Genomic DNA, 17788 nt, shown 5'->3' on the forward strand with positions numbered 1-17788 from the left:
TCTCGAGGCCGAGTCCGGGTCCGTTCGGACGAGGCTCGCGGGACTCAAACACGAGGCCGAGACAGGGGGACTGATGAGTCGGGTGAGAGACGGCAGCGACCGAATGCAACCGTCATGCTGGCTGCACGAGCGGGTGGACACGCCACCGGCAGCGAAGACGGCGACTCGAGACTCGAGTAGTTCTCTCGTGCACGCGTGACACGCATAGCCTGCGGTTTTTGCCGTTACTACGACGCATATATGCCCATAGGAGTATGCATACTAAACATGAGTGACGACGTGAGCGACGGGCACGACGCCGACGGCGAGACCGAACCGTCGGCGGCACCGCCGGCGGACGGCAGCGCGGAACGGGGTCGTTCGAGGGACGACGAAGCCGCCGACGGCGAGCGCGGCCTCGGCACGCGGAGCGTCCATGCGGGCCAGTCCCCGGACCCGGAAACCGGTGCGATGGCACCGCCGATCTACCAGACGACCTCCTACGTCTTCGACGACGCCGACACCGCCGCCGCTCGGTACGCCCTCGAAGACGACGGCTACATCTACTCGCGGATGGCCAACCCCACGGTCACCACGCTCGAGGAGCGTCTCGCCGATCTCGAGGGCGGTGCCGGGGCGGTCGCGACGGGCAGCGGTATGGCGGCACTGGACGCCGCGGTATTGCTCCTCGCGGAAGCCGGCGATACCGTCGTCTGTTCGACCGATACCTACGGCGGGACTACGGCCTACTTCTCGAAGACCGCGACCCGACGGGACATCGAGCCGAAATTCGTCCCCACCCTCGAGTACGACGCCTACGAGGCGGCCATCGACGAGGACACCGCCTTCGTCCACGTCGAGACGATCGGCAACCCGTCGCTGGTGACGCCAGACTTCGAACGCCTTGCCGAGATCGCCCACGAGAACGGGGTCCCCCTCGTCGTGGACAACACGTTCGCGACGCCGGCGCTCTGTCGGCCGCTCGAGCACGGAGCCGACATCGTCTGGGAGTCGACGACCAAGTGGCTCCACGGCTCCGGCACGACCGTCGGCGGCGTGCTGGTCGACGGCGGCTCCTTTCCCTGGGGCGACCACGGCTACGACGAGATCGCGGGTCAGAACCACGCCTACCACGACGTCGACTTCTCGCGGGACTTCCCTGACGCTCCCTTCGCCGCCGCGGCCAGGTTCCGCTCGCTGCGCAGTCTGGGCAACCAGCAGTCCCCGTTCGACGCTTGGCAAACGTTACAGGGACTCGAGTCCATGCCGCTTCGCGTCGAGAAACACTGCGAGAACGCGGCCATCGTCGCGGCGTACCTTGACGACCACGAGGACGTCGCCTGGGTCACGTACCCCGGGCTCGAGGACCATCCAACCCACGACAACGCACGGCGGTATCTCGAGGACGACGGCGGCATGGTCGCGTTCGGGCTGGAGGATGGCTTCGAGGCGGGCAAGGCCTTCTGCGAGAACGTCGAGTTGGCCTCGTTCCTCGCGAACATCGGGGATGCCAAGACGCTGGTGATCCATCCCGCCAGTACCACCCACGGCCAGCTTACGCCCGAGGAACGCGCGGAAGCGGGCGTCACGGCCGATCTGATTCGGATGTCCGTCGGGATCGAGGACCCCGAGGACATCCTGGCGGATCTCGAAGGAGCGATCGCGGCGGCGACGCGGGCGGCGGGTGAGACAGCGTGACGACGAAGGAGACGGCCAGCCTCGGGGCGTTCGAGTTCCTCTCGGGGGAATCGATTCCGAACTTCGAGATCGCGTACGAGACCTACGGCGACTTTACCGGCGACAACGCGGTCGTAATCTGTCACGCGCTGACCGGCAGCGCCCACGTCGCTCGCCGGCCCGATTCGGGAGGCGAAACCGCTGGCCAGGCGCGCGCCTGGTGGGGCGATGTCGTCGGTCCCGGGAAAGCGATCGATACGACGGAGTACTACGTCATCTGTGCGAACGTTCCGGGATCGTGTTACGGGACGACCGGCCCGGCGAGCGAGAACCCGGAGACGGGCGAGCCCTACGGGACCGACTATCCGCCGGTCACGGTCGGCGACTGGACCCGCGCCCAGCGGCTGCTGCTGGACGAACTCGGGGTCGGCCGACTCCACGCCGTCGTCGGCGGCAGCGTCGGCGGGATGAACGTCCTCGACTGGTTGCGCCGGTTCCCCGACGATGTCGAACGCGCCGGCGTGGTCGCCAGCGCCGCCCGTCTCGACGCCCAGTGTCTCGCACTCGATACCGTCGCCCGGCGGGCGATCACGGGCGATCCCAACTGGAACGGCGGCCACTACTACGACGGGCCGGGACCAGAGGAGGGGCTGGCTCGAGCGCGCCAGATCGGCCACATCATGTACCTCTCGAAGGCATCGATGGGCCGGAAGTTCGGTCGCCGATCGGCGGGCCGGGAAGCGGTCCGCGAGGAGCCGCCGGACCCCGCCGCGGCCTTCTTCCCGTATCGCGAGGTCGAGTCCTATCTGGACTATCAAGCCGACAAGTTCACCGATCGGTTCGACGCCAACAGCTACCTCTATCTGACCCGCGCGATGGACGACTTCGATCTGGCGGCCGGGTACGAGTCCGACGCCGACGCGCTGGCGGCGTTCGAGGGCGAACTCCTCGTGCTCTCGTTTACCGGTGACTGGCACTTCACCGTCGACCAAGCCGAATCGCTGGCGGGGGCCTGTCGCGAGGCCGCCGTCGACGTCGCACACCACGTGGTCGAATCCGACCACGGCCACGATGCCTTCCTCGTCGAACCGGAAAAAGTCGGCCCACCGCTGTCGAATCTGCTCGAGGAGGGACTCGCCGGGCGCGCGATCACGGATACGGCCCCGGAGTCCGACGAGTCCACCGAGTTCGCGCCTGTGCACACGAGCCTCTTCTCCGAGTGAGATCGTGCCAGCTCGAAACCAAGACGGTGATGGCGAAAGTCGAGTAACGATCGGTTCGCGTCGACGCATGGGAGTCGAGTCGCTCACTAGACCGAACAATCGGTTTCATACCTGGGTCGAGACGAACGCACACGGGCAGTCACGACCGTGGAACGGTAGCATGGCGGGTTCAGCACGGAACCGTGGGCGACGCGGAATCAGTACTGTTGGTCGCGACCCTGCTCGAGCGCAACGTACTGTTCCACGTGAGAGCCGGGCGAGCGCCGATGGGCGAGCCAGTACTGGAGATCGGAGACGAACAGCGCGAGGTTCTCCCGGGCGAACAGGTTCATCGAGACCCCCTGCGGGGACCGGAACAGGGCGATCAGCGACCACATCGAGCCGGCGGCGAACGCGCCGGCCGCCGAGAAGGTCATGCCCAGCGTAAAGAAGGTCAGGCTGTAGACGAACCCGATCCCCATCGAGGGGAGACTCGTGCCGAGGGGGACCCGTGCGTTCGGGTCGCGCAACGTCGGCGCGAGAAAGACGATCGAAAAGCCGCTTCCGAACATGAAGACGAAGTCCTGCCACATCATCAAAAACGCTTACTCGAGTTCGAGTTAAAACTTTCTCGGTCGAGAAATAGGCAATTAGAGCGGATATTCACGAATCGACGAGCGTTCGATCGAGACCCGCGGGCAGCGATGCGAAGCGCCGCTCAGCCGCGACTCGAGCGTCGGGTGCGAGCACATAACAACGGGTTACGATCGACAAGTCGGGAGTAGTCCGGTCGGATTAGTGGTCGGCGAGTACGCCGTCTTCGACGAGCGTCTCGCGGGCCTCGGCCATCGACGTGACGACGACGTCGCAGTGGGGTTCGACCGCCGGCTTGGGTTCGAAGCCGATCGCGAGACCGGCGACCTCGAGCATCGGCAGGTCATTGGCCCCGTCGCCGACCGCGACGGTGTCCGCGAGGTCGACGCCCACATCGTCGGCGAGGTCGGCGAGCGCGTCGTCTTTGGTGCCCTCGATCAGCGGCCCGTCGACCGCACCCGTGAGTTCGCCCGCCCGCATCGGGAGCCGATTCGAGACGATGTGATCGACGGAGACCCCCTCGCGCTCCAAGGCGGCCGCGACGCCGCGTTCGAATCCGCCCGTGAGGATGGCGGTCGTAACGCCCGCGTCGTTCAGTTCCTCGATGAGGTCGGCAGCGCCCGCCCGGAGGACGACCTCGTCGAAGGCAGCGTCGGCCTCGGCCTCGGGGAGCCCCTCGAGCAGGGCCGCGCGCCTGCGGAGGCTCTCGGCGTAGCCGATCTCGTCGTTCATCGCGCGGTCGGTGATGTCGGCCATGTCCTCGGCGACGCTGCGGCGGTCGCCAAGCAGCACGGTCATCTCGGAGTCGGAAAGCGTCCCGTCGAAGTCGAAAGCGACGACTGTCATGGTGGCCCGGTTGTCGGCCCCCGAATAAACCAGTTCAGGTTTCCAGCCGCCACGACACGCTCGTTCCACGTGTCGATCGACCGAAACGTATTATCCCCCCGGCTTCGTTGCCGTACACATGTCGCAGAATCGACGGTTCGAGTACGACAAGGGACCGCGTCTCGAGGACGAAGCGACACCCCCTGAGAGCGACGCTGACGCGGCTGAAGACGAACGACCCGCGCCCGACGCCGGCGACCGGCGCGTCACGGTCGCCCCCTGGACGGCCGGGTCCGTCGCGGGCGTGAGCGCGTTCGCGATCGTGTTCGCCGTGTTCTACCAGTTGAGCACGGCGTACGCCGCAATGGGTTCGTACGGACAGGGCGACTCCGACCCGAGTAACTGGATCATCGCGGGACTCACGACACTGGCAAACCACGGCGTGACGATTCAACAGGGCGGCGAACCGATCGACGGGTTCGGAATGTATCCCGTCGTCCTCGTCTCGCCCGTCTCGGCGCTGCTTCCGGCGGTGGTCCTGCTCGCCGCCGGCTACGTCCTCATCCGGTACGTCGCCCTCGAGACGCGCCGGGAGGGCGGACTCGCGGTCGGTGCGTGCTGCGCGAGTTACGTCGTCTTAGCCAGCGGACTCTCGGTCCTCGCCCGGTGGACGCCCGAGACGGGGACCGAAGGCATGGAGGAGGGCGCGATCACTGTCGCGACGGATCTCTCCCTGATCGTCACCGTCGGCGGAACCGTTCTCACGTTCGCCCTGATCGGTGCCGGAGTCGCCGCTCTTCCGCGGCTGCGACCGGCGGGCGACGAGTAATCGTCCGATCAAGCCGGCTTGGGGCCGCATGCACCACCGTCGACATCCGCGTCGTCGGGCGATACGGGCACCCCTCGATGTCCGGTGTTTATATAATGCGCCCGGCACGTTACCGTCGCGTGGCCAGCGACGACCGAGCGGGCGACGGACCGACCGCGAGCGAGTCCCTCGAGTCCCCGCTCTGTTCGTTCGACGAAAGCGGCTTTTTCCAGCAGTTAGTGGCGAACACGTCCGAGGGGCTGCTGACGGTCGACGAGGAGAGCACGATCGTGTTCGCAAACCCCGCGATCGAGGACATCCTCGGCTACAGTCCCGCGGCACTGATCGGCTCCTCGAAGATGACGGTCATCCCCGAGCGGCTCGAGTCGGCCCACGCTGACGGCCTCGAGACGTACCTCCGGACGGGCGAGCGACAGATCGACTGGGACGGGATCGAACTCCCCGCGGTACACGAGGACGGCCACGAGGTTCCCGTCCTGGTGAGCATTCGGGAACATACACACGAGGGACAGCGCCTGTTTACGGGGCTGTTCCGCGACATTTCCGATCGGAAGGCGCGAGAGCGCCGCTTCGAGGCCGTCTTCGACAACACCTACCAGTTCACCGGGCTTCTCGAGCCCGACGGGACGATCCTCGAAGTAAACGAGACGGCGCTGTCGTTCGGCGACCTCGAACTCGACGACGTCGTCGGTGAACCGGTCTGGGAGACGGCGTGGTTTCAGTTGCGCGACGCCGCACGCGAAACGGCAATCGAAGGAGTCGAGCGCGCCAGACAAGGGGAACTGTTCCGGGACGAACTCCGAGTCCAAGGGGCCGATCGAACCGCGCTTATCGATTTCTCGATCCGCCCGATCACCGACCGGAACGGAGAGATACAGCTGCTCGTTTCCGAAGGGAGGGACGTCACCGCCCTCAAACTGCGTGAACGACACCTTCGGGTCCTCCATCGACTGCTCCGACACAACCTTCGAAACGACCTCAACATCATCAACGGATTCGCCGAAACCCTCCGCTCGGCGGTCGAGAACGACACCCACCGCGAGTACGCGGCCGAAATCGCGGCCACGTCGAGCGCGCTGATCGACACGACCGAAACCGCGAAACAGCTCGCCGATGCCACCCTCGACGAGGAAAGGACCCGGACGGCGATCGATGTCCGAGACATCCTCGAAACGGTCGTCGCGGACCTCCGGACGCAGTATCCCGCGAGTTCGATCACGGTCTCCGAGTCGGTCGATGCCACGATCGCCGCCGATTCCCGCCTGAACACCGTCCTGGAAGAAGTGATCCAGAACGCGATCGTCCACGCCGAGGACTCCGATCCGACGGTGGAGATCAGCGTCAGCAACGTCGACGCCGACACGGTCGGCGTTCGCGTCTTCGATACCGGCCCCGGGATTCCCGCGTCCGATCGGACGGGTATCTTCAACGACGAGCAGATCACACAGGTCAGACACGGCAACGGACTCGGACTCTGGCTCGCCAGCCTGATCGTCGACGACTACGGCGGGGATCTGGACTACGAACCGCGGTCCGACGGCACCGGAAGCTGTGTCACCGTCTGCCTCCCGAGAGCACAGTTCCCGTGAGCCGCCCTGCGAATCGATCGGCCCGGCCGACCTCAGTCGTCGTCCTCGACCGGCGTCTTGACGATCGTCACCGGCCGGCTAGCCAGCCGTGCGACGCGATCGGTGACGCTCCCGAGCAGTTGGCGGTACTCGCCCGACCGTTCCTTCGATCCCATAACGAGCAGATCGACGGCGGCCTCGTCGGCATACGAGAGGATCTGTTCGTGGGGCCGACCGTGTCTGACGACCGTCGTCGGCTCGAGTCCCGCCTCCCGTGCCGCGTCGGCCGCCGACTCGAGGGCCTCCTCGCCGACGTGCTCGAGTGCGGCCTCGAGGCTTTCGAACTCGTGGACGTATTCGTCGCCGCTGTACGTGTTGTAGACGTCGCTGTCGACGACGTACAGCAGGTGGAGCTCCGCATCGGTGTGTTCGGCGAGGGCGATCGCGTGTTCGGTCGCCAGTTCCGTGCCCTCCGCAGCGTCGGTCGGCAGCAAGACCCGATCGTACATACGGGATAGGACACGCGCTCGACAGATAGGTATGCCCCACAATTCCTGCGTCGTGGGAGTTCCGCGTCGGATCGGTCGGCCCACGCCGAACGGCGGAGCGCCGACGACGACCGGGCCGTGGGACCGGCCGCAGTCGCGGAGTGTGAGTGTGACGGACAGCGGTATTTTTTGCCGCCCCCGACCACAACGGAAGGGTTTACGTGCTCCGCACGATTGTCTCGCGCATGAAGGTACTCGTCACGGACCCGATCGCGGACGCGGGTCTGGACGTACTCAGAGAGGCCGGCCACGAAGTCGAAACGGGGTACGAACTCGAAGGCGACGACCTCCTCGAGGCGGTAGCCGACGCGAACGGACTGATCGTTCGCTCCGGAACCGAGGTCACCGCGGCGGTTCTCGAGGCCGCCGAGGACCTCGTGATCGTCGGCCGCGCCGGGATCGGTGTCGATAACATCGATATCGACGCCGCGAAGGACCACGGCGTTATCGTCGCCAACGCGCCCGAAGGGAACGTTCGCGCGGCCGCCGAGCACACCGTCGCGATGACGTTCGCGACCGCCCGCTCGATCCCCCAGGCCCACATCCGCCTGAAAAACGGCGAGTGGGCGAAAAGCGACTACCTCGGGACCGAACTCAACGGCAAGACGCTGGGCGTCGTCGGACTCGGTCGCGTCGGCCAGGAGGTCGCCAAGAAACTCGACTCGCTTGGCATGGACGTCGTCGCCTACGATCCCTATATCAGCGAGGAGCGCGCCGAGCGCATCGGTGCCGAACTCGTCGAGTTCGAGCCGTGTCTCGAGGCCGCCGACTTCGTGACCGTCCACACGCCGCTGACCCCCGAAACGGAGGGGCTGATCGGCGAGGACGAACTCGATCTGCTGGGCGACGGCTACCTGGTCAACTGCGCCCGCGGCGGCGTCGTCGACGAGGACGCCCTCGCCGCCAAGGTCGAGGACGGCACCCTCGCCGGCGCGGCGATCGACGTCTTCGCCGAGGAGCCCCTGGCGGCGGAGTCGCCGCTGCTCGAGCACGACGGGATCATCGTGACGCCCCATCTGGGCGCGTCGACGGAGGCCGCCCAGGAGAACGTCGCCACCTCGACGGCGGCCCAGGTCAACGCCGCACTGGTCGGAGAGCCCGTCGCGAACGCACTGAACGCCCCCTCGATCGACGAGAGCGCGTTCCCCCGCGTCGAGCCCTACATCGACCTCGCGGAGACCGCCGGCAAGGTCGCCGCCCAACTGCTCGAGGGCCGCATCGAAGACATCGAAGTCGTCTACGAAGGCGACATCGCCGACGAAGATGTCGAGTTCGTCACCGCGAGCGCGCTCAAGGGTGTCTTCCAGCCCCTCGAGTGGCAGGTCAACGCGGTCAACGCGCCCCAGATCGCGGAGGATCGGGGTGTCGACGTCACCGAATCCAAGACCCGCCAGGCCGAGGACTTCCAGAGTCTCGTCTCCGTGACCGTCAGCAACGACGACAGCGAGGTTTCGGTCGACGGGACCCTCTTTGCCGGCGACGATCCGCGGATCGTCCGCATCGATGGCTACCGCGTCGACGCCATTCCCCACGGCCGGATGGTCGTTGCGCGCAACACGGACGAACCCGGCGTCATCGGTCTCATCGGCTCCGTGATGGGCGACTATGACGTCAACATCGCCGGCATGTTCAACGCCCGCGAGACCATCGGCGGCGAGGCCCTGACCGTCTACAACGTCGACAGCGAGGTCCCCGACGCGGCCAAGGCGGAACTCGAGGAAGACGACCGGGTCATCGGCGTCAGCGACATCACGCTGAACGGGCAGAGCTGAGGGCCCGCGGACGGAATCGAGTGGGGTAGTTCTCCCTTGACTGCTCGCCTCGACGAGCCGCGACGCGGCGCAACGGCCGGCTTACGCGCCGCGACCGCGGATCCGGCACACGAACCGCAGGGGAGTTCGGACCCCGATCGGTCGGTCAGTCCATCCGAGAGCCGATCGCGGCAAAAGACCTATCGCTCGGACGAACAACGTCTCGAGTATGGACGACGACGTTTCGGTCGATTTCGGCGAGGACGGCCTCGTCCCCGCCGTGGCACAGGACGCCGACACCGGCGAGGTGCTGATGCTCGCGTACGTCTCGCCGGCGGCCTTGGAGCGGACCCGCGAGACGGGGCGGGCCCACTACTACTCGCGGAGTCGGGACGAGTTATGGGAGAAGGGTGGGACGAGCGGCCACGTGCAGACCGTCGCGGAGATCCGGGTCGACTGCGACGCCGACACCCTCCTCTATCTGGTCGACCAGGAAGGTGGCGCGTGTCACACCGGCCACCGCTCGTGTTTTCACCGGACGATCGAGGGCGAGAACGTCGGCGAACAAGTGTTTGACCCCGACGCGGTCTACGAGTGAAATGAGCGACCGCGCCCCTCTTGCCGACGCCGACGCGAGCGCTCCCGACCGGCGTGCCGACGGCGAGCCGACGCCCCTCGAGTCACTCGAAGCCGCCCGGAAGCGATTCGCGACGGCGGACGAACGGATCGAAGACCACGGCGAGGAGACCGTCGAGGCAGTGACCGCGGCCTACCGCAACGCGACGACGCTCCTCGAGGACTACGTCGACCGGGCGACCGGCACCGGCAAGGAGAACTTCCAGGCGTACATCGAACTCGAGGGCAAGTTCGACGGACTCGTCTCCGGCCTCGCCGAGGACCTCCCCGAGTACGAGGTCTTCGAGGACGCCCTCGAGGCGATCGACAAGCGCCGGCTCAGCGAGTCCGACTTCGAGCGCGCCCACGACTGTCTCGAGCCGGCCGCCGAGTACGCCGACCTGGTAGACGAACGCGAGGCCGCCCGCGAGGAGTTAGCGGAGGCCCGAAAAGCGGCCGCCAAACGGCTGCGGGGACTTGACGACGAAATCGACGAGCGCGAACGGCTGCTCGAATTGGCGAACGCGGACCTCGACGCTCCGGTCGAGCGGCTCCGAGACCCGATCGAGACGTACAACGAGGCGATCCGCGAGGCCTTTCAGGAGTATCGGCTCACGGCGAGCGCACGCGAGGTGTTCGCCCTGCTCGAGCGGAGCCGGTGGTATCCGTTCGTGAGTTACGAGCAACCGCCCGCCGATCTGGCGGGATACGTCCACGACGACCCGGCCGGCGAGTATACGATTCCCGAACTGCTCGAGTACGCCGATTACTCCCGGTCGAAACTCTCCCACTACGTCGACAGCGCGGACGAACTCAAGCGGTCGGTTGCGACACAGCAAACGTATCTCGACGGGATCGACGCCGAGCCGCTGACGATCGACTGGCCGCCGGAGCCGGCCGGCGCACTGCGCCGCCGGGCGCGGGAGTATCGCCCGTTCGTCGCCCGGATCGCCGACGAAGACACCGTCGCGGCCCTGCGCGAGGTCCGCCTACTCGCGACCGACCCCGACTACGATCGCCTGCAGACCGCCGCACAGGCGGTTACACAGCTCACGCCCGCCGAACGCGAGCGGCTGCGCGACGGCCGCGTCGCGGACGAACTCGAGGCCCTGCGCACCGAACGGGACCGGCTCGAGGACGCGCTCGAGATCGAGGACCCGATTTAGAGCGGCGATCGCCGCCGGCCGCTGCATGCCGCGGACGGACGCCGGTAGCCCCGCTCTGTAGCTGCTGCCGACCGAAGAACACGGATGAGCAGACACGTTCTCGTCCCGATGGACGACTCCGGGCCGGCGCGGGCTGCTTCGAGTACGCCCTCGAGTGGGTCCCCGCCGATCGAGTGCCCGTCGTCTTCGCGGTTGCCGATCTCGAGACGAACTACGGCAGCGTCGTCGAGGGCAACGAGGGAAAAGCCGGCGTTTCGCGGCTGTTGCTGGGGAGCGTCGTGGAAGCGGTCACGCGGCGCGTGGAGGGTCCGATGACGATCGTGCCGTGAGTGGGCGTAGCGGTCGAACGGATTCAGACGTCGGCCTTCGCAGCGGCCAGCGCATCGTACATGTCGCCGGCGAGTTCCTCGGCGCGGTCACCGTCGCGGGCCTCGGCGTAGATCCGGACGAGCGGTTCGGTTCCGGACGGGCGGGCAAGCACCCACGCGTCGCCGTAATCCAGCCGGTAGCCGTCACGCGTGTTGAGGTCCGCGTCGGCGGCCTGGGCCTGATTGGCCGCCGCATCGAGCATCGCGTCGCGCTCGGCCGTCGACTCGTACTCGACGTTGTGGCGGACGTTGACGTAGCCGCCGTAGGGCGCGACGATCTCGCTGACAGGTCGCTCGGCAACCAACTCGAGGAAGCGCGCGGCCGTGAAGGCACCGTCTCGCGAGAGCCGGTAATCGGGGAAGAAGATCCCGCCGTTGCCCTCGCCCGCGACGGGCACCCGCTCGCCGTTTTCCTCGAGTTCCTCGATCCGGGTGATGATGTTCGTCGAGCCGATCGGGGTCAACTCGAGGTCGGCCCCGACCTCGGTGACGACATCGACGAGTCGCTGGGAGACGTTGACCGCCGAGACGGTGGTGTCGCCGGCCTCGAGTTCGGCGGCTGCGAGCGCGGCGAGCGTGGCATCGCCCTCGACGTACGCGCCGGTCTCGTCGAAGAAGATGGCGCGATCGGCGTCGCCGTCGTGAGCGATGCCGATGTCGGCGTCGGTCGCACGGACGAGGCGGCCGAGATCGGTGAGGTTGTCGGGGACCGGCTCGGGGTCCCGACCCGGGAAGTGGCCGTCGGGCTGGGCGTTGACCGTGACCACTCGACAACCGAGTTTCCGGAAGAACTCGGGGCTGGTCAGCGATCCCGCGCCGTGACCCGGATCGAGCGCGACGGTGAGGTCGGCGTCGGCGATCCGGTCGCGATCGGCGGCCGCAAGCAGGTTGTCGACGTACGCCTGCGTCACGCCGTCGATCTCGCGAACGCGGCCGGTCTCGTCCCAGGGGGCGACGGTGAACGATTCGGCGAGCAGTGTCTCCTCGATGGACTCGAGGTCGGCGATCGAGAGCTCCACGCCATCGGCACCGACGAGTTTGACGCCGTTATACGGCGGCGGGTTGTGCGAGGCCGTGATGACGATTACTGGGACGCCTTCCCGTTCGGCGTAGGCCTGTGCGCCTGGCGTCGGGACGATTCCGAGGCGGTCGACATCGGTACCGGTACTCGCCATCCCGCTCGCGGCCGCGTCGGCCAGCATCCGCCCGGTATGGCGAGTGTCGCGGGCGATGGCCACTCGGTCCCCACCGTGCCCGTCTCCCCAAGTCGTCCCCGCCGCTTTCGCGACGCGCAAGACGAACGCGGGCGTCAACTCCTCGTTGGCGACGCCCCGCGTCCCACTCGATCCGAAGACTTGCATCACGCCCTAGTCCGACCGGACTCCTGAAAGGGATTCCGCAAACCGGCCGACGGTGGCCGTCCGTGACGGAACGTTTTCGGCCCGTCCCCGCCACGGGTTCGTATGGACTCGATCGACGAAAAACGCGTCTACGGCGACCGCGAGGGTGCGATTACGGCCTACGTCACGAGCGGGATCGGCGTCGTCCGCGTCCGCGTCGCCGGCGACACCGTCGGCGAATTCGGACTTTGCGAGCGCTGTCACGCCCGCGACGTTACAGCGACCCGTGACGCCGTCGCCATCGCGACCGACGACGACGTTCGCGTCCACGCGCTCGAGGGCGGGAACGGGACCGACGACGAGACGTTCGTCGAAACGGGATTCGGCCCGGCGGTCGCCGTCGGCTACGACGACCGCGAGCTGATCGCCGCCGATCCGGACGGCCGCGTCGCGCGTCGAGCGGCCGGGACCGACGAGTGGACCACGCTCGAGGACGGGAGCGGTGCCACGGTGCGGGCGATCGACGGCGACCTCGTCGGTACCGATGACGGCGTCTACCGCGTCCACGGGAGCGGGCTCGATCACGCCGGACTGACCGACGTCCGGGACGTCTCGGCTGCCGGCGTGCCGCTGGCCGCCACCGCCGATGGCCTCTACAAACTCGGCAACGGCTGGATGGAACTCCTCGGAGGAGCCTTCGAGACCGTCGCGGCGGACCCGCGCTCGGAACCCGGACGACTCGAGCGCGCACACGCGGTCGCGGACGACACGTGCTATGAGTATCCGATCGACGGCGAGTGGGCACAGAGCGATCGCTCGAGCGACGCCATCGTCGGATTCGGGTACGGTGACACGGTCTACGCCGTCACGGCCGACGGAACGTTTCTCTCGGCGAGCGAGGGAGAATGGCGGACGCGGCTGCTCGGCGTCACCGATATTACAGGGCTCGCCGTCCCGCCGCGAGGGCCGGAGCGCTGAGTCCGTGAACGCGGCCGCTGTCTGACGTATAGTTACCTACGCCGGATCACTCACGGTCGAGACACGAGGGACTACCCACGGCGGCGGCTCCTGGCCGCAACCGGCACCGCCCTTCCCGGCGCGGTCGCCGGCTGTACGGGCAGCGATGGGAACGGGGACGACGGGACGCACACCATCGACGCGACGGTCGACGACGCCACGGGGTGATCGACCCGTCGTGGTGGGGTCACCGGCCGGGCCCGACACGTCTCGAGCCGGTGGGGGTTTAAGCGCTTCTCGTCACAAGGCAAAGCTATGAAGGGCTTTTTCGCGGCGAACCAGCACTCGAAACGGTGAGCAACGGCTCTCGGTCCGCCCGATATCGCGGGCCGATCGAGCGCTGTACCGAGTCTGCCGACCGAATACGGGCCGGTCGAGAACGAAAACTGGTTTAGCCCCCGGGCTGTCCCACCGACTATGATCATCAGCGGATCCGCGTCGCAGTCTCTGGCCGCGGCGCTCGCACGCGACCTCGAGGAACCGCTCGCTGCCGTCGAGTACGACCGCTTTCCCGACGGCGAACTGCTCGCCGCCGTCCCCGGCGTCGCCGAGGCCGAGCCGGAGCGGGCGGTGATCGTCGCCTCGACGGTCTCGAGCGACGCACACCTCGAGGTGCTCCAGTTGCAGGACGCCGTCCGCGAGGCCGGCGTCGAGGAGGTCGTCACCGTCCTGCCTTACATGGGCTACGGCCGGCAGGACGCGGCCTTCGAACCGGGCCATCCCGTCTCCGCGCGGGCAGTCGCGCGTGCGATTTCGACCGGGACGGACCGCGTACTGACCGTCAACCCGCACGAGCGAGCGGTCTGTGACTTCTTCGAGCCGACGGCGACGGCGGTCGACGCGGCCGGGCGACTCGCCGCTCCCCTGCCCGATGACCTCGCGGAGCCGGTTTTCCTGTCGCCCGACGCGGGCGCTATCGAACTCGCCGAAACGGTGCGGGAGACCTACGGGGCGGGCGAGACCGACTACTTCGAGAAGACCCGCCGCTCCGGGACCGAAGTCGACATCTCGCCGAGCGACGTCGAGGTCGCCGGCCGCGACGTCGTCGTCGTTGACGACATCATCGCGACGGGATCGACGATGAGCGAAGCCGTTGCCGTCCTTCAGGAGCGAGACGTCGGCCGGGTCTTCGTCACCTGCGTTCATCCCCTGCTGGCTCGCACCGCCGTCACGAAACTCTCGCGGGCCGGCGTCGAAGCAATCTACGGCACCGATACCATCGAGCGGGGCGTCGACACCGTCTCCGTCGCACCGACGCTCGGGGCACACCTGTAAGTAAACGATTAAGTAGCCCCCAGACGCGCGTCTAGTTGTTAGCGCGTGGCACGAGCGCGGCTCGGCCACACGAACCGTCGCGGAGAACGACCGGAACTCTCAGATGCACGGAATCGTCCACAAGACCCTCAAGGAGTACGTCGTCGAACGGACCGACGACGGCACCTGGGACACGATCGTCGAGCAGTCCGGCTTCGAGCCGAAGCTCTATCTCCCCGTTTCGCACTACGACGACAGGGAAATCGACGCTATCCTCGAGACGCTCTCGACGATGGCGACGCAGGACCGTCGGGCGATCGAGCGCGACTTCGGGACGACACTCGCCCCGAAGCTGCTCTCGACGTTCAGCGCCCACATCAAACGTGACTGGGACCTGCCCGAACTGCTCGCCGGACTCGAGGACGTCTACGACGACATCGAGGCCGCCACGGAGGACACCGCCCTTCCCGAACTCTCCTGTACGTCCGAGGCCGATCACGCGATCGTCAGCTACGATACCCACCGCGACCAGCAGTACTGCGGGCTCGCCCACGGCATTCTCGAGGGCGTCGTCGCCGCGTTCGGCGCGGACGCAGCGGTGACGGAAACGGCCTGCGTCGACGACGGAGCCGACGCGTGTCGGTTCCGCGTCGACCTCGAGTGATTGCGAGGGGCCGTTCGCCGCCACCGTCGGAACGCGATCGGTCGTTCCGGAGTTCTCGAACGCCGGTTCGGGCAGCTTTCACGTCGAACGGAGCGGGACGGGTTCGGCTAGCTGCGCCGACGGCCCGCTCTCGCCCCGACGAACACGAGTGCGATCGCTATCAGCGCCGCCAACACGCCGAAGCCGGGCAGTTTCTCGCTCACTGTCGTCGGAGCGTCGCCGCCGACATCGACCGTTGTCGTTCGATCGCCAACGGCGACCTCGTACTGACCGTCCGCGTCGAACCAGAGGGTGGTGTCGACCGTCGTCGTCTCGCCGGGTCGAAGCGCCACCGGGCGTTCAGCGGCGACGCCGTCGACCGTCCGGAACGCGATGGGAGCCGCGGCTGGCCGATCGCCGGCAGCCGCGACCGTCGCGGTCGCCGTCACCGACTCGCCGGGTTCGATGCTGTCGGGCGCGACCTGCAGCCCCCGCACGGTCACGCTCGAGGGCGACCGGACGACTGCCGTCAGCCGCTCCGAGCCGACGCGGATATCGTATTCGCCTGGCTCGGGCGGCGTCCACGAGAGGGCGTGGGTCGCATCCTCGCCGGGCGCGAGCGTCCCCCGGCGGTGATCGACGACGCGGCCGTCGACCTGTAACGTCGCGTCGTAGGTCCCCTCGCGCTCGCCGACGTTGGCGACCGCGCTCGGAACCGTCACGGGTTCGCCGGCCGGCACCGCGATGAGCGTGCGGTCGTCGCCGTCGGTGCCGCCGGTTGCCGACGCCGACCAGCGCGGCCATTCTCGCTCGGCTACGTCGATCGGCCCGGACCCCAGTCCGTACTCGAAGACCGCAACCGACTGCCCGAAGGCGGCCTCGTGTTCGCTCTGCGTCCACATGTCGGGCGTCTCCGCCGTCCGCGTGTACCGCTCCGCGGCCGCCCGGACCGCCGGTCCGCCTTCGTCCTCGAGCGCGTCCATGAACTCCGCCTCGGTCACGGGGTCCTCCTGGGCGTTCAGCGTCCGGAACACGTCCGCGAGCGTCCGATCACCCTCCGTCGCGAGCCGCAGCCGGCGGTCGAGCTCGCCGTAGACGAGTGCGCCCTTCGCGTAGTGGGTTTCCGGGTGGTCCCACGTCGACCGGTCGGCGAGGACGCCACCGGCGTACGGCTCGCGCTCGCCGCGCTCGAGGAGCGATCGGAAATCGTCGAAGTCAGTCGCGTCGCGCTCGAGGGCGAGCAGACCGGCGTAGTAGTCCGCCTGGCCCTCGGAAACCCACGCCACCGCGGGGTCGACCTCGGTCCCGTCGGCGAAGTCCTGGCGGATGTGGACGTACTCGTGGAGCCAGACCGGGTTCCGCTCGTCGAGCGCGGCGTCGTCGACGACCCACGCGTCCGACTCGCCGTACTGGAGTCCGCGCTTCGAGCCCCAGTCGATCTCGTTCGGCACCGCGACCACGAATACCTCGTCGTGCCGTGCGCCGACGGAGAGACGGTCGCGTGCGTCCGCGAGTGCGGTCAGTACCGCCTCGGGCGACGCTTCGAGCGTCGCGGCGTCGGGGACGGCCAGCCTGATCGTCCCGCCGTCGACGGGTCGCTCGTGGACCGTTACCGGGCCGAAGAAAGCGATATCGCCGCCGGTCGCGCCCGGGCCGTCGACGCGGACCGTCCGCTCGAGTCCGACGGGCGCGGTTCGCCGGTAGGAAAGCGACACGTCCGGAACCGCCACCACGCCCCAGTCGCCGGTATCGACGAACGTGTACCCCTCTCCGGAACCGTCCCCCTCCTGTTGGCTCCCCCGCCGCTCGGTCGGCATCGCGTACCGAATCGTCGCCTCGTCGGCGTCGCCGGTCCACTCGAACGTCCGTTCGTCCGTCCGCTCGACCCCCGCAGTCTCCGCGACGGTCGCGCCCGGCTCGAGTTCGATCTCGAGTCCCGTCACGGCCTCGGGGATGTGAACCGTCGTCTCCACCTCGAAGGTGTCGGGGTCGTCCTGCCGGTGGCGGAGGACGGTCGTCCGGGAGAGGATGTCATCGGAGTCGCTGCTCGCCGTCGACCCGGCACTCGTCCCAACCGAGGCGGGCGACTCGCCGACGGGCCCGATATCGATGCCGGCTGCCGACGGCGAGTCGTCCGCTCGAGACGGCTCCCCGGCACCGACACCGGCCGGCAGACTTCCGACAAGCAAGACGACGACCGCGAGGACGACGACACGGGAGTTCACTACTCGGTTCTGGTGAGTCAGCGATCAAGACGTTTGTGGCAGCGACACTGTCACGTTCGGGTGACTCCCTTCGGGCGGTACTGGTTACACACATATCCAGCTCAAAACCAACCGGCTCACCGCCCACGGGCCACTCCGTTCCCTGCTCAGGGCCGAGGGCCTCGCGTCCGCGTCGCTCTCGCGACGT

General features: G+C 67.8%; 16 protein-coding genes. 11 read left to right on the forward strand and 5 right to left on the reverse strand.

The genetic code is table 11. The features are described 5' to 3' along the window. Positions 1-267: 267 nt before the first annotated feature. Positions 268-1677 carry an O-acetylhomoserine aminocarboxypropyltransferase/cysteine synthase family protein gene (locus C486_RS10735; protein ID WP_008455980.1) on the forward strand — a complete coding sequence of 470 codons (1410 nt, stop codon included), beginning with the start codon at positions 268-270 and terminating at the stop codon, positions 1675-1677. Further along, positions 1674-2879 (forward strand): homoserine O-acetyltransferase MetX, encoded by a 1206-nt coding sequence (gene metX, locus C486_RS10740; RefSeq protein WP_008455982.1) that lies wholly within the window; start codon positions 1674-1676, stop codon positions 2877-2879. The genes C486_RS10735 and metX overlap by 4 nt, the downstream gene beginning before the upstream one ends. A gap of 197 nt (positions 2880-3076) precedes the next feature. On the opposite strand, the gene C486_RS10745 is transcribed toward metX, so the two are convergent. Continuing rightward, positions 3077-3454: a hypothetical protein gene (locus C486_RS10745; RefSeq protein ID WP_014862965.1), complete on the reverse strand. Its 378-nt coding sequence runs from the start codon at positions 3452-3454 to the stop codon at positions 3077-3079. Positions 3455-3653: 199 nt separating this feature from the next. After that, the gene (gene serB, locus C486_RS10750) at positions 3654-4298 is read right to left on the reverse strand and encodes a phosphoserine phosphatase SerB (RefSeq protein WP_008455985.1); all 645 of its coding nucleotides are present in this window, start codon (positions 4296-4298) and stop codon (positions 3654-3656) included. 118 nt (positions 4299-4416) lie between these two features. Here serB and C486_RS10755 point away from each other — a divergent pair, with 118 nt between their 5' ends. Together C486_RS10755 and C486_RS10760 are read left to right on the forward strand one after the other, a co-directional pair. Beyond that, positions 4417-5106 carry a hypothetical protein gene (locus C486_RS10755; RefSeq protein WP_008455987.1) on the forward strand — a complete coding sequence of 230 codons (690 nt, stop codon included), beginning with the start codon at positions 4417-4419 and terminating at the stop codon, positions 5104-5106. A gap of 119 nt (positions 5107-5225) precedes the next feature. Continuing rightward, on the forward strand, positions 5226-6695 hold the full coding sequence (locus C486_RS10760) for a sensor histidine kinase (RefSeq protein ID WP_152419159.1): 1470 nt from the start codon (positions 5226-5228) through the stop codon (positions 6693-6695). Positions 6696-6727: 32 nt separating this feature from the next. Here the strand turns inward: C486_RS10760 and C486_RS10765 are convergent, their stop codons facing one another. Continuing rightward, on the reverse strand, positions 6728-7183 hold the full coding sequence (locus C486_RS10765; protein WP_008455990.1) for a universal stress protein: 456 nt from the start codon (positions 7181-7183) through the stop codon (positions 6728-6730). Positions 7184-7407: 224 nt separating this feature from the next. On the opposite strand from C486_RS10765, the gene serA reads away from it, so the two are divergent. The 4 genes from serA to C486_RS22320 all read left to right on the forward strand — a co-directional run bounded on the left by serA (position 7408) and on the right by C486_RS22320 (position 11083). Then, positions 7408-8994, forward strand: a complete 1587-nt coding sequence (serA, locus tag C486_RS10770; protein WP_008455992.1) for a phosphoglycerate dehydrogenase — start codon at positions 7408-7410, stop codon at positions 8992-8994. Between the two features lie 208 nt (positions 8995-9202). Then, entirely contained in the window at positions 9203-9571 is a 369-nt protein-coding gene (hisI, locus tag C486_RS10775; RefSeq protein WP_008455996.1) for a phosphoribosyl-AMP cyclohydrolase, read from the forward strand. Position 9572: 1 nt separating this feature from the next. Then, positions 9573-10754: a DUF7118 family protein gene (locus C486_RS10780; RefSeq protein WP_008455998.1), complete on the forward strand. Its 1182-nt coding sequence runs from the start codon at positions 9573-9575 to the stop codon at positions 10752-10754. Between the two features lie 173 nt (positions 10755-10927). After that, positions 10928-11083: a universal stress protein gene (locus C486_RS22320; RefSeq protein ID WP_008455999.1), complete on the forward strand. Its 156-nt coding sequence runs from the start codon at positions 10928-10930 to the stop codon at positions 11081-11083. 23 nt (positions 11084-11106) lie between these two features. On the opposite strand, the gene glmM is transcribed toward C486_RS22320, so the two are convergent. Further along, positions 11107-12483: a phosphoglucosamine mutase gene (glmM, locus tag C486_RS10785; RefSeq protein WP_008456001.1), complete on the reverse strand. Its 1377-nt coding sequence runs from the start codon at positions 12481-12483 to the stop codon at positions 11107-11109. A 102-nt stretch (positions 12484-12585) separates the two neighbouring features. Between glmM and C486_RS10790 the strand changes: the two genes are divergently transcribed. The 3 genes from C486_RS10790 to C486_RS10800 all read left to right on the forward strand — a co-directional run bounded on the left by C486_RS10790 (position 12586) and on the right by C486_RS10800 (position 15397). Further along, positions 12586-13440 (forward strand): HVO_0234 family beta-propeller protein, encoded by an 855-nt coding sequence (locus C486_RS10790; protein ID WP_008456003.1) that lies wholly within the window; start codon positions 12586-12588, stop codon positions 13438-13440. A 456-nt stretch (positions 13441-13896) separates the two neighbouring features. After that, a complete protein-coding gene (gene prs, locus C486_RS10795; protein WP_008456005.1) occupies positions 13897-14754 on the forward strand; it encodes a ribose-phosphate diphosphokinase in 858 nt (285 codons plus the stop codon). Positions 14755-14857: 103 nt separating this feature from the next. Beyond that, on the forward strand, positions 14858-15397 hold the full coding sequence (locus C486_RS10800) for a heme NO-binding domain-containing protein (RefSeq protein ID WP_008456006.1): 540 nt from the start codon (positions 14858-14860) through the stop codon (positions 15395-15397). A 107-nt stretch (positions 15398-15504) separates the two neighbouring features. On the opposite strand, the gene C486_RS10805 is transcribed toward C486_RS10800, so the two are convergent. After that, the gene (locus C486_RS10805; RefSeq protein WP_008456008.1) at positions 15505-17601 is read right to left on the reverse strand and encodes a hypothetical protein; all 2097 of its coding nucleotides are present in this window, start codon (positions 17599-17601) and stop codon (positions 15505-15507) included. Positions 17602-17788: the final 187 nt, after the last annotated feature.

Origin of the sequence: Natrinema gari JCM 14663 (assembly GCF_000337175.1) — an archaeon.
Lineage (GTDB): Archaea > Halobacteriota > Halobacteria > Halobacteriales > Natrialbaceae > Natrinema > Natrinema gari.

Excerpts from the sequence above, each read along its gene's own strand:
- C486_RS10735 (WP_008455980.1), top strand. The coding sequence starts at position 268 with ATGAGTGACGACGTGAGCGACGGGCACGACGCCGACGGCGAGACCGAA.
- C486_RS10745 (WP_014862965.1), bottom strand. The coding sequence starts at position 3,454 with ATGATGTGGCAGGACTTCGTCTTCATGTTCGGAAGCGGCTTTTCGATC.
- serB (WP_008455985.1), bottom strand. The coding sequence starts at position 4,298 with ATGACAGTCGTCGCTTTCGACTTCGACGGGACGCTTTCCGACTCCGAG.
- C486_RS10755 (WP_008455987.1), top strand. The coding sequence starts at position 4,417 with ATGTCGCAGAATCGACGGTTCGAGTACGACAAGGGACCGCGTCTCGAG.
- C486_RS10765 (WP_008455990.1), bottom strand. The coding sequence starts at position 7,183 with ATGTACGATCGGGTCTTGCTGCCGACCGACGCTGCGGAGGGCACGGAA.
- serA (WP_008455992.1), top strand. The coding sequence starts at position 7,408 with ATGAAGGTACTCGTCACGGACCCGATCGCGGACGCGGGTCTGGACGTA.
- hisI (WP_008455996.1), top strand. The coding sequence starts at position 9,203 with ATGGACGACGACGTTTCGGTCGATTTCGGCGAGGACGGCCTCGTCCCC.
- C486_RS10780 (WP_008455998.1), top strand. The coding sequence starts at position 9,573 with ATGAGCGACCGCGCCCCTCTTGCCGACGCCGACGCGAGCGCTCCCGAC.
- glmM (WP_008456001.1), bottom strand. The coding sequence starts at position 12,483 with ATGCAAGTCTTCGGATCGAGTGGGACGCGGGGCGTCGCCAACGAGGAG.
- C486_RS10790 (WP_008456003.1), top strand. The coding sequence starts at position 12,586 with ATGGACTCGATCGACGAAAAACGCGTCTACGGCGACCGCGAGGGTGCG.
- prs (WP_008456005.1), top strand. The coding sequence starts at position 13,897 with ATGATCATCAGCGGATCCGCGTCGCAGTCTCTGGCCGCGGCGCTCGCA.
- C486_RS10800 (WP_008456006.1), top strand. The coding sequence starts at position 14,858 with ATGCACGGAATCGTCCACAAGACCCTCAAGGAGTACGTCGTCGAACGG.